This is a genomic window from Kribbella antibiotica, assembly GCF_004349055.1.
Lineage (GTDB): Bacteria > Actinomycetota > Actinomycetes > Propionibacteriales > Kribbellaceae > Kribbella > Kribbella antibiotica.
Genome location: NZ_SMKX01000034.1, coordinates 14,009 through 27,927 on the forward strand (window position 1 = coordinate 14,009; position 13,919 = coordinate 27,927).

At 67.6% G+C, this 13,919-nt stretch carries 16 protein-coding genes; 7 read left to right on the forward strand and 9 right to left on the reverse strand.

The window, feature by feature from the left end; all coding sequences use genetic code 11:
• Positions 1-12: 12 nt before the first annotated feature.
• Positions 13-1,791, forward strand: coding sequence for a glycerophosphodiester phosphodiesterase family protein (locus tag E1263_RS14405; protein WP_132167795.1), 1,779 nt, complete (start codon positions 13-15; stop codon positions 1,789-1,791).
• Between the two features lie 11 nt (positions 1,792-1,802).
• Here E1263_RS14405 and E1263_RS14410 read toward each other — a convergent pair whose 3' ends face one another.
• Complete coding sequence (locus E1263_RS14410) at positions 1,803-2,285, reverse strand: hypothetical protein (RefSeq protein WP_132167796.1); 483 nt, start codon at positions 2,283-2,285, stop codon at positions 1,803-1,805.
• Positions 2,286-2,454: 169 nt separating this feature from the next.
• Between E1263_RS14410 and E1263_RS14415 the strand changes: the two genes are divergently transcribed.
• Positions 2,455-3,192: a HipA family kinase gene (locus tag E1263_RS14415; RefSeq protein WP_132167797.1), complete on the forward strand. Its 738-nt coding sequence runs from the start codon at positions 2,455-2,457 to the stop codon at positions 3,190-3,192.
• Positions 3,189-3,572, forward strand: a complete 384-nt coding sequence (locus tag E1263_RS14420; RefSeq protein ID WP_132167798.1) for a DUF3037 domain-containing protein — start codon at positions 3,189-3,191, stop codon at positions 3,570-3,572. Before E1263_RS14415 ends, E1263_RS14420 begins: the two co-directional genes overlap by 4 nt.
• A 9-nt stretch (positions 3,573-3,581) precedes the next feature.
• Here the strand turns inward: E1263_RS14420 and pgm are convergent, their stop codons facing one another.
• Genes pgm through E1263_RS14450 form a run of 6 tightly spaced genes read right to left on the reverse strand, consistent with a single transcriptional unit; the run spans position 3,582 to position 9,551 of the window.
• Entirely contained in the window at positions 3,582-5,207 is a 1,626-nt protein-coding gene (gene pgm, locus E1263_RS14425) for a phosphoglucomutase (alpha-D-glucose-1,6-bisphosphate-dependent) (RefSeq protein ID WP_132167799.1), read from the reverse strand.
• A 52-nt stretch (positions 5,208-5,259) separates the two neighbouring features.
• A complete protein-coding gene (locus tag E1263_RS14430; RefSeq protein ID WP_238161240.1) occupies positions 5,260-6,702 on the reverse strand; it encodes a fused MFS/spermidine synthase in 1,443 nt (480 codons plus the stop codon).
• Between the two features lie 45 nt (positions 6,703-6,747).
• Positions 6,748-7,104 (reverse strand): MmcQ/YjbR family DNA-binding protein, encoded by a 357-nt coding sequence (locus E1263_RS14435; RefSeq protein WP_132167801.1) that lies wholly within the window; start codon positions 7,102-7,104, stop codon positions 6,748-6,750.
• Between the two features lie 4 nt (positions 7,105-7,108).
• Positions 7,109-7,762, reverse strand: a complete 654-nt coding sequence (locus E1263_RS14440) for a response regulator (RefSeq protein ID WP_202868876.1) — start codon at positions 7,760-7,762, stop codon at positions 7,109-7,111.
• Positions 7,740-8,990, reverse strand: a complete 1,251-nt coding sequence (locus tag E1263_RS14445; RefSeq protein ID WP_132167803.1) for a sensor histidine kinase — start codon at positions 8,988-8,990, stop codon at positions 7,740-7,742. Before E1263_RS14445 ends, E1263_RS14440 begins: the two co-directional genes overlap by 23 nt.
• 12 nt (positions 8,991-9,002) lie before the next feature.
• Positions 9,003-9,551 (reverse strand): hypothetical protein, encoded by a 549-nt coding sequence (locus E1263_RS14450; protein WP_132167804.1) that lies wholly within the window; start codon positions 9,549-9,551, stop codon positions 9,003-9,005.
• Between the two features lie 185 nt (positions 9,552-9,736).
• Here E1263_RS14450 and E1263_RS14455 point away from each other — a divergent pair, with 185 nt between their 5' ends.
• Complete coding sequence (locus tag E1263_RS14455; RefSeq protein ID WP_132167805.1) at positions 9,737-10,288, forward strand: hypothetical protein; 552 nt, start codon at positions 9,737-9,739, stop codon at positions 10,286-10,288.
• Between the two features lie 254 nt (positions 10,289-10,542).
• Here the strand turns inward: E1263_RS14455 and E1263_RS14460 are convergent, their stop codons facing one another.
• Positions 10,543-11,037 carry a hypothetical protein gene (locus tag E1263_RS14460; RefSeq protein WP_132167806.1) on the reverse strand — a complete coding sequence of 165 codons (495 nt, stop codon included), beginning with the start codon at positions 11,035-11,037 and terminating at the stop codon, positions 10,543-10,545.
• Between the two features lie 142 nt (positions 11,038-11,179).
• On the opposite strand from E1263_RS14460, the gene E1263_RS14465 reads away from it, so the two are divergent.
• The 3 genes from E1263_RS14465 (at position 11,180) to E1263_RS14475 (ending at position 12,389) form a co-directional block, all read left to right on the forward strand.
• Positions 11,180-11,572, forward strand: coding sequence for an SRPBCC family protein (locus E1263_RS14465; RefSeq protein WP_132167807.1), 393 nt, complete (start codon positions 11,180-11,182; stop codon positions 11,570-11,572).
• Between the two features lie 65 nt (positions 11,573-11,637).
• Positions 11,638-12,129 carry an FBP domain-containing protein gene (locus E1263_RS14470; RefSeq protein WP_132167808.1) on the forward strand — a complete coding sequence of 164 codons (492 nt, stop codon included), beginning with the start codon at positions 11,638-11,640 and terminating at the stop codon, positions 12,127-12,129.
• A gap of 14 nt (positions 12,130-12,143) precedes the next feature.
• Positions 12,144-12,389 carry a hypothetical protein gene (locus tag E1263_RS14475; RefSeq protein ID WP_132167809.1) on the forward strand — a complete coding sequence of 82 codons (246 nt, stop codon included), beginning with the start codon at positions 12,144-12,146 and terminating at the stop codon, positions 12,387-12,389.
• A 4-nt stretch (positions 12,390-12,393) separates the two neighbouring features.
• On the opposite strand, the gene E1263_RS14480 is transcribed toward E1263_RS14475, so the two are convergent.
• Complete coding sequence (locus E1263_RS14480) at positions 12,394-13,911, reverse strand: hypothetical protein (protein WP_132167810.1); 1,518 nt, start codon at positions 13,909-13,911, stop codon at positions 12,394-12,396.
• Positions 13,912-13,919 lie beyond the last annotated feature (8 nt).

Genomic DNA, 13,919 nt, shown 5'->3' on the forward strand with positions numbered 1-13,919 from the left:
AGGAACCCCTTCATGCACCGCCTTCCCCGTGTGCTGCTGCCGCTTGCCCTGGTCGGCGGCTTGCTGCTGCCGACCACACCGGCCAGCGCCCATCGCGGCAGTTTCGACATCCAGGGTCACCGCGGCGGCCTCGGCCTGACCGTCGAGAGCACGCTCGCGTCGTTCACCCGCGGGCTCGAGACCGGCGTCAGCACCCTGGAGCTCGACGTACAGATCACCCAGGACGGGCACGCCGTGATCACCCACGATCGCAAGATCGGCGGGAACAAGTGCCGCGACACCGCGCCGTACACGCCGAACGACCCGGAGTACCCGTACGTCGGGAAGTACATCAACACGCTCAATCTGAAGCAGGTCAAGCAGCTCGACTGCGGTTCGCTGACGCAGGCCGAGCACCCGGCCCAGCAGCCTGACCCTGGCGCGCAGATGCCGGAGCTGCGTGAGGTCTTCGCGCTCGTGCAGCGTTTCCACGCCGACGACGTCAAGCTGAACATCGAGACCAAGGTCGAGGCCGGTGCACCGAGCGAGACCGCGCCGCGCGAGCAGTTCGTCCAGGTCGTCGCTTCCGAAATTCGCAAGGCACGCATCAGCCGTCAGGTGACGATCCAGAGCTTCGACTGGGGCGCACTGATGCGGATGCGTCAGGTCGCTCCCGCGCTGCCGCTGGTCGCGCTGACCAACTACGACTTCCTGCAGACCGGCCAGCCCGGCAAGTCCCCGTGGCTCGGTGGCATCGACATCGACGACTTCGGCGGTGACCTGGTCAAGGCGACCAAGTCGTTCGGCGCCTCCGCGATCTCCCCGGTGCACGGCTTCCCGCAGAACGGGAAGGTCACCGACCCCGCCTACAAGCCGTACGTGACCGCGGCCATGGTGAAGTCGGCGCACAAGGCCGGGATGAAGGTCGTGCCGTGGACGATCGACGATCCGGCGACGATGCAGTCGCTGATCGACAAGGGCGTCGACGGGATCATCACGGACTACCCCGATCGGCTGCGCTCCGTCGTACGGGACAACGGGTTGCGGCTGCCGCGCCAGTACGACGCTCCCGCCGTACGGGCGTTGCCATCGGCGCATGCTCACAACGACTATGAACACCGGCGGCCGTTGCAGGACGCGTTGGACCATGGGTTCAACAGCGTCGAGGCCGACGTCTGGCTGATCGACGGCGAGCTGCGGGTCGCGCATGACGAGCAGGACGCCAAACCGGGCCGCACACTGGAGAGCCTGTACCTGAAGCCACTGGCCGATCGGGTCCGCGCGAACCACGGCCAGGTCTACAAACACGGTCGCGACTTCCAGTTGCTGATCGACATCAAGAGCGACGGACCGTCGACGTACGCGGCGATCGACGCAGCGCTACGCAAGTACCGCGGGATCAGCACGATCTTCGCGAACGGGCGCACCCTCAAGGGTGCCGTCACCTCGGTCATCAGCGGCAACCGCCCGCTCGACGTCCTCAAGGCCCAGAAGATCCGGTACGCCGGGTACGACGGCCGGCTGAGCGACCTGCGCTCGGGGATGCCGGCGTCACTGATGCCGTTGGTGAGCGACAACTGGACCAACAACTTCACCTGGACCGGGATCGGCCCGATTCCGGCCGCCGAGCAGGCGAAGCTGCGCGACATCGTCCAGACGGCACACCAGGCCGGCTACCGCGTCCGCTTCTGGGCCACCCCGGACACCCGCGGCGCCGCCCGCGAAGCCCTCTGGGCCGAGCTCGCGGCCGCCGGTGTCGACCATCTCAACACCGACGACCTGCACGGGCTGGAAGCCTTCTTCCGCAACTGATAGAGCCTGCGTCAGAACTGCACCTGGTAGAGGTGAGCGGCCGGTACGACCCGAGCGCCGAGCCGCTCACCGACCTGAACCGGCCGCAACTGCATGCTTTTGAAGGTCGCCTGGAACGGCTGGATGTCCGGACCGCTCACCCGCACCTCGATCGCGTACCCCGGCGAGGTCTCACTCCACTTGTGATCCTGCACCGAAAGGACATCCGCGAAGGCCGGGAAGCTGGCGTGCTCGATCAGCAGTGTGTCCCGCCGACCCTTCTTGGCGGTCCACCAGAACGAGAAACCGAAACCGCCCGCGACAACTGTGCCGGACAGGGCTGGCAGCAGCATCCCCAAGGTCGCGCGGCCGATGACGAACGGGTAGACCACACACGCAACGGCAAGCAGCCCCGCGACCACACCGGTGATGACGGCATGGCGGTAGCGAGCCGGCGAAACCTCTGCCGGGCTCAGCTTGTCGTTCCCCGGCTGGTGCCACTGCTTCGTCGACATCCCAGCAGATTATCGGACGCAACCAACGCTTGGCCGACCTTTCGACTAGGCCTGAATCTCTGTGAGAGCAAGGATATCGCCGCCCTCCCGAAAGGCTCACTGCTGCCGCACAGCCCCGTTGCAGCTCGTCGACAGCTTGGCTGCCCGGAAACGAAGTAGGCTCGCCCGCGTGAGTCTGCCGATTGTCACTGCCACCCGGTACGTGCTGCCGTTGCGTGAAGGAGGATCGCTGCCCGGAGTCGTTGAGGGCAACGACCTCGGGACGTACGTGATCAAGTTCCAGGGCGCCGGTCAGGGGCCGAAGGCGCTGGTAGCGGAGATCATCGTCGGCGAGCTGTTTCGGCGGCTCGGCCTGCGGGTGCCGGAGCTGAAGCTGATCGAGCTCGATCCGGCGATCGGCAAGTCGGAGCCGGATCAAGAGATCCAGCATCTGCTGGTCCGCAGCGCCGGGCTGAATCTGGCGGTCGACTACCTGCCGGGCTCCTTCGGGTACGACGGCTCGGCCGGCAACCCTGGTGACGACGCGATGGCGAAGATTCTCTGGCTGGACGCGTTCGTCGCGAACGTCGACCGCTCCTGGCGGAACACTAACCTGCTCGTCTGGCACAAGAACCTCTGGCTGATCGACCACGGTGCAGCCCTGTACTTCCACCACTCCTGGATGTCGGCCGAGAAATTCGCCAGCCTCCCGTACGACGCCGATGACCACGTGTTCTCGGTCGCGGCCCCCGCCGTACCGGCTGTTGCGGAGGAGCTGGTTGCGGCGATCACGTCTGAGCTACTCACCGAGGTGATCGCGTTGGTGCCCGACGAGTGGCTTGGCGACGGCGACCGAGAGCGCTATCTCGGGCATCTGCTCGCGCGGCTGGAGCAGCGCGCGACCTGGCAGCCGGGCGGTGCCGCATGAGCGATCTCGTCCCGTTCGACTACGTGATTCTGCGGGCCGCGCCGCGCATTCATCGTGGTGAGTTCGTCAACGTCGGCGCAGTGCTTTATTGCCGTGGTCTCGACTTCCTCGGCGCTGCCTGGGATGTCGAGCCGAGCCGGCTCCGCGCGCTGGATCCGGCCGTCGACGTCGACGTGGTCTGCGCATCGCTGGAGCACATCCGGGCGATCTGCGCCGGTGACCCCGTAGGTGGGCCGGCGGCGACGACGCGGATCGGCGAGCGCTTCCGCTGGCTCGCGGCACCGCGCAGCACCGTCGTACATCCGAGTCCGATCCACAGCGGGCTCACCAACTCACCCGCCGCGGATCTGGACCGGCTGCTCGAGGCTTTCGTTCGTTAGCTCTCTTCGTTAGCTTTCGAGGGCCTTCGACACCACGTCGCGGGCCTCGACGAAGACCTCTGCGAGATGGTCGGCGCCCTTGAACGACTCGCCGTAGATCTTGTAGAGGTCCTCGGTGCCGGACGGCCGCGCCGCGAACCACGCGGACTCGGTCGTCACCTTGAGCCCGCCGATCGCTGCGCCATTACCCGGCGCGCTGGTCAGCCGGTCGACGATCGGCTCACCGGCCAGTTCGGTCGCGGTGACCGCATCGGCCGACAGCGCCGACAGCTTGGCCTTCTGCTCGCGAGTCGCCGGAGCGTCCACCCTGCTGTACGCCGAAGCTCCGAATCGCTCGACGAGTTTCGCGTGCGCCTGGGACGGCGTCTCGCCGGTGACCGCGGTGATCTCGCTGGCCAGCAGCGCGAGCAGGATCCCGTCCTTGTCCGTCGTCCACACGGTGCCGTCGAAGCGCAGGAAACTCGCGCCCGCCGACTCCTCGCCACCGAAGCCGACCGAGCCGTCGATCAGGCCCGGCACGAACCACTTGAAGCCGACCGGGACCTCCCACAGCCGTCGGCCGAGATCGCCGACGACGCGGTCGATCAGCGTCGACGACACGAGCGTCTTGCCGACGGCGACCTCCGGACCCCACTTCCGGTTCGCGAACAGGTACGAGATCGCGGCGGCGAGATAGTGGTTCGGGTTCATCAGCCCGGCGTCCGGGGTGACGATGCCGTGCCGATCCGAATCCGCGTCGTTCCCGGTGGCGACGTCGTACCGGTCCTTCTGGGCGACCAGGGATGCCATCGCGTACAGCGAGGAGCAGTCCATCCGGATCTTGCCGTCGTGATCGAGGGTCATGAACGACCAGGCCGGGTCGACCCGCGGGTTCACCACGGTCAGGTCGAGGCGGTGCCGCTCCGCGATCGCGGCCCAGTAGTCGACACTCGCGCCACCGAGCGGGTCGGCGCCGATCCGGACGCCGGCGTTGCGGATGGCGTCCAGGTTGAGCACGGACGGCAGATCGTCGACGTAGTGACCGAGGAAGTCGTAGGAACCCGCGTGCTGCCGCGCCTGGTCGAAGGGCTTGCGGCGGACCTCGCGGTTGCCGCCGGCGATCAGCTCGTTCGCCCGGTTGGCGATCCAGCCGGTCGCGTCGGAGTCGGCCGGGCCGCCGTGCGGCGGGTTGTACTTGATGCCGCCGTCACGCGGCGGGTTGTGCGACGGCGTGATGACGATGCCGTCGGCACCGGCACCCTGGCCGCGGTTGAGGCGCAGGATCGCGTGCGAGACGCCCGGCGTCGGCGTCAGCCGGTCCTCGCTGTCGACCAGCGTCTGGACGTCGTTCCCGGCGAGCACCTCGAGGACCGTCCGCCAGGCGGGCTCAGACAGGCCGTGGCTGTCGCGGCCGACCAGCAGCGGGCCGTTGGTGCCCTCACCAGCCCGGTACTCGCAGATCGCCTGAGTGATGGCCAGGATGTGTGCCTCGTTGAAAGCGCCGTCCAGACTCGAGCCGCGATGGCCCGACGTCCCGAAGACGACCTTCTGAGCGGGATTCTCGACATCCGGCGTGATGGAGTCGTACGCCGAGAGCAGGGCGTCGACGTCGACGAGATCGCCGGGCTGGGCGGGCTGGCCTGCGCGTGGGTGCATGACCACATGCAACAAGCCAACGGCTCAGATCACAACTCCCCGCCGCCGTGTCTCACTGCGCATACGGCGTCAGCAGCTGATCCACGGGCGCGAAGTCGTCGGTCAGGACGGGTGCGGAGGCAACGAACTGCGTGAGATCGTCCTGGACCTGCATTCCGGCCGCCACCGTGATCGCGGGGAGCGGCCGATCCGACGCGACCAGCACGAAGTTGCCGCCGGACCCATCGCCGGCCGCAATCACGGCCACCTGGGCGAACTCGGCCTGCAGGGTCCTCAACTCGGCCCGGGCAAAGCTGGCCGGACCATGGTCGATCACATTGATCAGGTAGATCCCGTCCGGTCGCAGGACCCGCTTTACGTCGGCGATCAGCTCCCGGGTGGTCAGGTGCCACGGGACCGACACACCACCGAACGCATCCATGATCACCAGGTCGCGGCTGTCCGCCGGCTCGGCGCGGACGCCGAGCCGGCCGTCCTGGACGCGGATGTCGAGTTCAGGACCGGTCCGGACGCCGAGCTCGGTCTTGTCCAGCTCCACGACAGCAGCGTCGATCTCGTACACCACGTGCCGGCTGCCCGGACGGGTCGCGGTCAGGTACCGCGGCATTGTCATCCCGCCACCGCCGACGTGCAGTACGTCGAGCGCCCGGTCGCCCCGCCACTTCGCGTCGATGGCTGCGACGAAGTTCTTGGCGTAGCCGAACTCCAGGTAGGTCGGGTCGTTCAGGTCGACGTACGAGTGCCGGAGCTGGTCCAGGTACAGCGTGCGGCCACCCTCGCGGTTCGGGTCGGCGACGACGCGTGCGCAGTGGTAGGCGGTCTCGACCTCACAGGGCCGGGGCGCCACCACGGTCAAGGTTGCGCCGATCAGCGCGAGCGCGACCGGTTTGAACGCCGTACGAGCACCTCGCAGTACGACGGTCAGGAAAGCGCCGACAGCCACCAGCAGACCGCCCAGGGTCAGCACGATCGTGCTGACCGGAGCATGCGCGACGAAGAGGAACCCAGTCAGCACGGTGCCGACGATTCCACCAACCGTCGCGTACGCCGACAATCGGCCGACCACCGTCCCGGTCTGAGCCAGAGAGTCCAGCCGCAGCTTGGTCACCATCGGTGTCACCGCGGCCAGTAGCGCGGCCGGCGCGAACAGTGCCACTGCCAGTACGAGGAAGACCAGGTCCTGGCCACCGCCCCGGACCGCCTCCCCCGACCAGCGCACGATCGGAAGGATCAGCATCACCAGTGCGCCGCTCAGAAGCAGCAGCGGCCCCAGCGTCACCGTCGGTGCCACCCGATCGGCCATGATGCCGCCCAGCGCCGCACCGGTCGCGATCGCCGCTAGTGCCACGCCGATCACCGCAGTGTTGGTCTCCAGCGTCAGACCGATGTACGGCGCGACCAGGCGTAGCGACACCAACTCCAGCACCATGACAGCGGCCGAACTGCCGAACGCCAAACTGATCGCGAGCCGCGGACCCACTCCACCCTTCAGCACCCGCGCCACCCTATCTGCAGATCTCCTGCAAACAGCTGGTTCGCCCTAGATATCCAGCTGTGCGGCCAGAGTCTTCGGTGCGATCTGCCGGAAGGCGTTCTCGACCAGGTCGGCCAGGTGCTCCCAGTCCACGTCGTCCACGTCGAGGTAGACCCCCAGCCAGCCGCGATGACCGACGTACGGCGGGCGGTAGAAGTGCTCGGGGTCCTCCGCAGCTAGTGCTTCCTGCACCCCAGGCGGCGCCGCACACCACAGCCCGACCCGGTCGTCATGGTGCTGGTTGGCGAACATCACGAACACCTTCTTGTCCCGCACGAACCACGTCGGCTCACCATGGCTCAGCCGCTCGGTCGTCTCCGGCAGCGCGAGGCACAGCGCTCTCACCTGCTCCAGTGCGTCCATGAGCTCAGTGTCGCGGACCGGGGACGACCACACCTGACTCATACGCGTAGACGACTGCCTGGGCTCGGTCGCGGAGGTCCAGCTTGGTGAGCATGTTGCTCACGTGCGTCTTCACCGTCTGCTCGGCTAGCACCAGCTCGGCGGCGATCTGGCGGTTGGACAGGCCGCGGGCCACCAGCCGCAGTACGTCGGTCTCGCGCGGAGTGAGTCGTTCCGGAGTGGTCGTGGTGACAGGCTGGGCGCGGGTGAAGTCTTCGACCAGCCGCCGGGTCACCGACGGCGCCAGCAACGCGTCACCCGCCGCGACAACCCGGACCGCGCTGGCCAGCTCATCAGGTGTCGAGTGCTTCAGCAGGAACCCACTCGCGCCGGCACGCAGAGCGGCGTACACGTAGTCGTCGAGGTCGAAGGTGGTCAGCATGATGACGCGGGGTGCGTCCGGGCCGGAGAGGATCTCGCGGGCTGCGGCGAGACCGTCCATGACCGGCATGCGCACGTCCATGAGGATCACGTCCGGTTGGAGCGCGGCAGCCGCGGTGACGGCCTGGGCGCCGTCGCCGGCTTGACCGACTACCTCGATATCGGGCTGGGCGTTCAGCAGCGCCTCGAAGCCCGCCCGCACCATCTCCTGGTCGTCAACGACCAGCACGCGAATCATCACCGGTCACCTCCTCTCCCACCGGGATCTCGACATACACCTGATAGCCACCGTCCTCGGTCGGTCCGGTCATGATCGTGCCGTCGACCAGCTCCACCCGCTCCCGCATACCCCGGAGACCGTGACCACTTCCGGTTGCGGGCGCCGCAGCCGCACCTGGCCCGTTCACGACGTCCACCCGCAGGCAACCGTAGGCCCGTCGTACCAGGACCTTCACAGCAGATCGCGGCGCATGGCGGACCGCGTTACTCAGCGCCTCTTGGACAACGCGGTAGACAGTCAGCTGCACTGCCGGGTCTATCCCCTCCAGCGCCTCGACATCCAGCTCGACCACTGCCCCGGCCTGACGCGCGCTGCTGATCAGCTCAGGCAGCTGGTCGAAACCGGGCTGGGGCTCAAGCTCTTGTGGTGCATCTTCCCGGAGCAGACGCAGTACCCGGCGCATCTCGGTCAGCGACGCTCTAGCAGCCTCACCGATCTCAGCGAACTCCTGCTGGACCTCATCCGACACTGCGGGCAGCCGGTGCGGCGCACTGTCAGCCCGTACGACGACCACGGACAGGTGGTGAGCGACGACGTCATGCAGTTCGCGGGCAATCCGGGCGCGCTCTTGGAGGCGGGCCCGCTCACTGCGTTCGGTCTCGCTGATGACCTCCTGCTCAGCCAGCCTGCTGCGCGCCTCGGACCGCGACCACAGCAGACCGCCCAGGACAGCCCCGGCGGCCGACACCACGGCCATGACGATCCCGGAGGCGAAGTTGGCAGTCCCCAGCGCCCAAACGGGCACGTACACGACCACGCTCAGCACCTGAGCGGCTATCCACCATCGGACGAGCTCACGTCTCGCCATACCGCGAGCGCCTGCGATGGCGAGGAGGGCGGCGTACCCGAAGACAGCCGTGGCTGCCCACGGCCAGGGTTCGCTCGTGCTGACCGCATCGCTTAACGCTGCCGTGACCGCGGTGACCACTAGAGCGAGCTGAAATCCGGCCCGGGGCTTCGACCAGGCCAGCGCCAGGCTGACCCCCCGGGCAAACCCGAGCCCCAGCACCCACGGCCCGGGATCCAGGTTGAAGCCGAGCATCGACGTCAACCCGCCGCTGCCCACTGTGTAGTGCTGAAAGAGATCGAGTGACGACAGCCCGAACAGGAGCACGACGCCGCCGAGAGCGACCCAGCGCCACTGGCCGCCCGGCCAGGCGCCGCGGGTCTGCTGCTCAGCGCTCACAAACGGACTCTTTCACAGCTGCTGGATCCACGACCAGAAGAACAACAGACCGCTGGCGCAGACCGCGATAGTTGCCGGAAGCACCCACTTCGCCGTACTGACGCCGTACAGGCGACAGATGAGGGCGGAGTGCAGGAGGCTGATGCCACGCAGGACGAATGGGATCAATACGACGATGGGGATCGCGACAGCCGCGTGCACCGCCCAGGCGCCGGCTCGACTCGGGCCGCCCCAGGTGCCAGGGCCGTACGGACCGGGCTCGACGAAGCCGTAGAACGGTCCGCGAACGACGGCCACCAGCAGAAGTATCAAGAGGAACCAGCTCATCAGGCCGAGCACCGAGCTCGCCAGGCCGGCCCCGAACACGGCCGGGCCCCGCGCCTTCCGGCCGGGCGGTTGGCCCCACCGCTTGGCCGCATCCCCGGTCTCGCCGGCAATGGCGTCGGCCATCGTCAGAATGCCGCGCGGGACGAGCAGGACGCCGTACCGGAGCCAGCCTTGGCCGAAGCTTTTGGTTCGAGCCGGCAGCGGCCGGATGCGGTTCACCAGCGTCTGGGTCATGGCATCGAGCCTAGAAATCGGCGGCCTGAAACACGTCCGACCAGAGGGCCAACTCCGAACCAGTACCCCGGTAGGGGTTGGGTGTGATCTAGGTCACAGTGACTACGATCCGTGCCGTCGCGTTACACGATCAGTGCCGAACGACGTTCTGCGTCGGCGGCGCGCGGCCAGAGTGGAGGTTCGGCATGCGCAATCGGAGTCTGGCAGTTTCCGTCGTTCTTGTCCCGGTGATGATCGTCGCCGGGTGCGGTAAAGAGGCGTCGTCCGACGTCGCCGCTTCGTCCCCGGGCGCCCAGAAGGCGTCCAAACAAAGTCTCACCGAGCAGGTCAGCGGGCCCGCGGTCGGCTCCGCCGATCCCGTCGTCAACGCGTACTACGACTACCGCGTCGCCCTCGACACGATGATGCGCAGCGGCGGCGCCAAGACCGAGCAACTGCAGCCGCTGATGACGACCAAGCTCTTCCAGTCGATCAGCGTCCAGGCGAAGTACTACCGCACCAAGAAGCTGCGCAACACCGGCATCACCACCGTCGTGTGGGCCAAGCGCACGCTCGCCTCCAACGGCGTCATCGTGACCGCCTGCTACGACACCACCGCCGCCCGGACGGTGGATGCGTCCGGAAAGTCGGTCCTGCCGGCCACCACCCCCACCCGCTGGCTCGATCACATGCGGGTCCAGCAGCAGAACTCCCAGTGGATCGTCGACGGCGGAAGTACCGCCGCGACCTCCTGCTAGACCTTCGGTTCGCCGCCATTCGGCACACCTTGCGATCCGAAGCCAGCGGCGCGGAGACGCCCCTCTCCGCGCCGCTTCACTAGGTCGTCTCTGGTGATTCCGCGCCGTAGCGAGCAAGTGCTCGGTGCGGTGCATCGGTGCGCTGGAGGGGAGGCCTCGATGCTTTTCCATCGTGGCCTTTCCTCCAGTGCGGCGAGGTGCCGTGCCGAGTGCTGCGCAGTAGGCGGGGAATCGCCAGAGACGACCCTCCCCAGCTACTGGTGGCGGACCATTTGCTGGAGGAGGGCTTCGACGGCGCCGTGCAGGTCGGCGTCGTGGTGCGGACCCGACCAGACGACGACACATCCCTTGTCGCCGAGCTTCTCCGCGACGAGCGCGCGAGCAGGCGTCGGATCGCCCTGATTCAGTACGACGATCAGTCGCCGGCCGTCCCGCTGGAGCCGATCGAGCAGCGGCGGCAGCGTCGAACCGCGGAAGAGCCCGGGATCGCTCTTCACCTTGGTCTCGACCATCACCCCGCGCCCGCGCACCACGAGCAAAAAGTCGGCCCGATCCCGGGTGAACTCACGATCGTGGTAGATCCGCGACTTCGGCCAGAGCCGCTGCAACGCGGCGTCCACCTCCACGTCGTACCGCTCGGCTAGTCTGCTCACCCGCGAGCTCGTCCCGCGCGGCCGGAAGCTCTCCGGTCGATCCCGCGGGCGACCCAGCAGTGGCGACAGCAGTCGCCTCAGTCTCGTGTCGATCATCGGCGGACCCCTCACCTAGCTCGCACTTGGAGTCAAGTGTTCCCAAGTGAATCGCGCGCCGAACGTGGCCACGCCAATCGTGACCGCACCGCCACACAACGGCACTAATCTGGTCTCGTCGACAAGCGAAAGGTGTTCCGGTTTGCCCACCTGGAAACTCCACTTCAAGTCCGGCCCGAGTGACGTCTACCGCGCTCTCAGTACGCCGGGTGGCCGCTCGCGGTACTGGGCCGATGCCCCCGAGACCGACGCGACGATCCATTTCACCGCGCCCGGCGGCGACACCGCCGACGTCCGGATCGAGGAAGCGACCCTGGACCGCCGGTACCGGATCAGCTGGGAATCCGGCCGCCTCCTCACCTTCGACCTCGCCCCCAGCGAGACCGGTGGGACCGATCTCACGGTGAGCGGCGTGACCGGCCCGCACCTCAGTGACGACGTCGCGATCCTGATGCGGCTCAAGGCGTGGGTCGACTTCGGCGTCGACCTGCGCAACCACGACGAGAACCGCCGGACCGGCTACCTGGACCACTGATGCCTTAGGCAACCATCCCGGTATTTCGGTTGCGCCGCGGCCGCCTCGCCGGGTCTGATGGCCCGGTGGAACCGCTCACGATCGACGAAATCAGAGGCTCGTTCGTCAACTCGACGAGGAGCCTGGTGAAGGCAATGACCCCGCCCCGAGGGTTCACCGAACTCCCTTGGGAGTCGCTCGACTTCCTCGGCTGGCGGGACCCGAAAGCCCCGAACCGCGGCTACCTCGTCGTACGGCGGGCCGGCGGCGTCACCAGCATCGCCCTCACCACCCAAGCGGCAGCCGGCAAGCCGCGCCGCGGCACCGGTCTCTGCGACCTCTGCAACACCGCCCACCAGATCACCAACGTCGCCCTCTTCGCCGCCCGCCGAGCCGGCACTGCCGGTCGCGACGGCAACACCGTCGGCACCTACATCTGCGCCGACCTGGCCTGTTCCCTCTACCTCCGCAGCCTCCGCGACCCCGAGGTCCCCCAAGGCGAGACCATTGCCCCCGAACTCCGCATCGAGCGCCTCAGCACCCGCCTCGACTCGTTCGTCAACCGGGTCCTCACCTGATCTAATCTGGTCGCATGACGGAGTTCAGGATCACCCACGATATTCACGAGGCACACCCGGACATCCGCGAGCGACTCACCGCCACCACCATCGAGGCGATCAACGAGTCCAGCGCCCGCTCCGCCGAGGACGCCGCCCGCGTCCTGCTCCACAAGCTCGCCGAGATCGGCGTCCACATGAGCGAGCCCGCCTGCCTGGCCGCAGTCGAGCGCATCCGGTCGGGCAAACAGCTCCGCTTCGAAATCGAAGCAGCCGACTGACGCTTCAGGGCCCCAGCGGGATCCGGATCGTTCCGCGGCCGCCGATGATCAGCGTCATCGTCGGATGGTTGATCTCGAGCGTCGCCGCCCGCAAGAGCTCGGTGCCCGTGATGCCGGCAGGTTTGGCGATCGCAACGCGCCCACGTCGGCCGCGGACGGTGTAGATGGCGCGATCGATGTCGTGCGCTGCGGCGCGGTCACCGCGCAGTGCGCCAGGCGTGGTCAGGATAATTTGGTTCTCGACCTCGGCGCCCGGATCGAAGGGCGCGTTGGCGATCATGATCGGTGGCTCGAACGCCCCGTCGGCCGTCAGCGTCCAGTCGGCGAAGAGCTGGTCCACATCGACCACACCGGCCGGTCCGGGGTCGGCCGAGATGAGTTCCTCGAGCGCGACATACGGGCCGAAGCCTTCGAGGCCGCGGTCACCGCGGCGGTGCGGTCCGGAGATCTCGGTCGGATCGAACTCGCCGTCGAGCGGCTGGCACATGATGATCGCGCACGGGTTGACCGGGATCGGCTCGCCGGTGACCGGGTCGAATCCGCCGCCTGCCTCGTCCCAGCACTTGGTCTCGCCGCCACCACCCTTGGGCCGGGTCTCGGTGCTGATGCTGCTCGTGTGGTAGCTCTCCTTGATCTTGGTTTCCTTGGTCCCATCCGGCTTCTCGATGGTGACCGTCTCTTTCTCGTAGTGAGTTTCAACGGCCCGAACACCGGGTGCATGCTCGGTCCCTGCCGGGGTGTCGCTGCCGTGCCGGCCTTGGCCAAGACCCTCCACGATCTGGGTTCCGCCGTCGTGGATGATCGCTCCACCTGCCGTGGGGAAAGCCGCGGCGACCACGCCACCGAGCGCGACTTCGAACGCGCCGACGATGACCTGGCCGAGGTTGAAGCCACCGCCCGAACCGTGGTTTCCCTCGCCGGACCGCCCCAGGACGTTGTCGAGCTCGGCGCGCAACTGATTGCCGACTTCGCGGCCACCGACCGATTCGGCCGCCTTCTCGAGTGCTTCCTTGCCGAGCCCCGCGAGTCGCTCGCCACCGGCTTCGAGAATCGGTGCCAGCTCCCGGCCACCGCCTAGATGCTCGCTGACTCCGAACTGCTTGAGCATCCCACCGGCCAGCTGCAACGCATCCGCGCCGCCCCCGTCGCGGTCGGCGGTCAGCGCGGCGGACGTCAGAACGCCTTCGAGGCCGGCCAGCTCACCACCGTTCCTGGTGTACTCCTCGATCGAGGTGACGACCTGGTTGCCGCGCGAAGGGCCGTCGACCCACAGCTGCGCCAGGATTGAGCCGGAGGCCTTCTCATAGGTCTGCAAAGCCTCGACCGGTGTCATTCCTTCGACCGCGGGCAGCTGGAACGGCCCGCTGTCACCGAGACTGCGCCGATGCAGCTCGTTCATCCCCTGCCAGGCGACCTCAGGGACGACGAAGACGACTTCGCCGAGCGCCGCGTCCCACGCCTGGCCGGTGATCTGCTGCCCGAGGTTGTTGTCGTAGCCGCGGACGTTGATGGTTTCTGTCATGGTTCCCC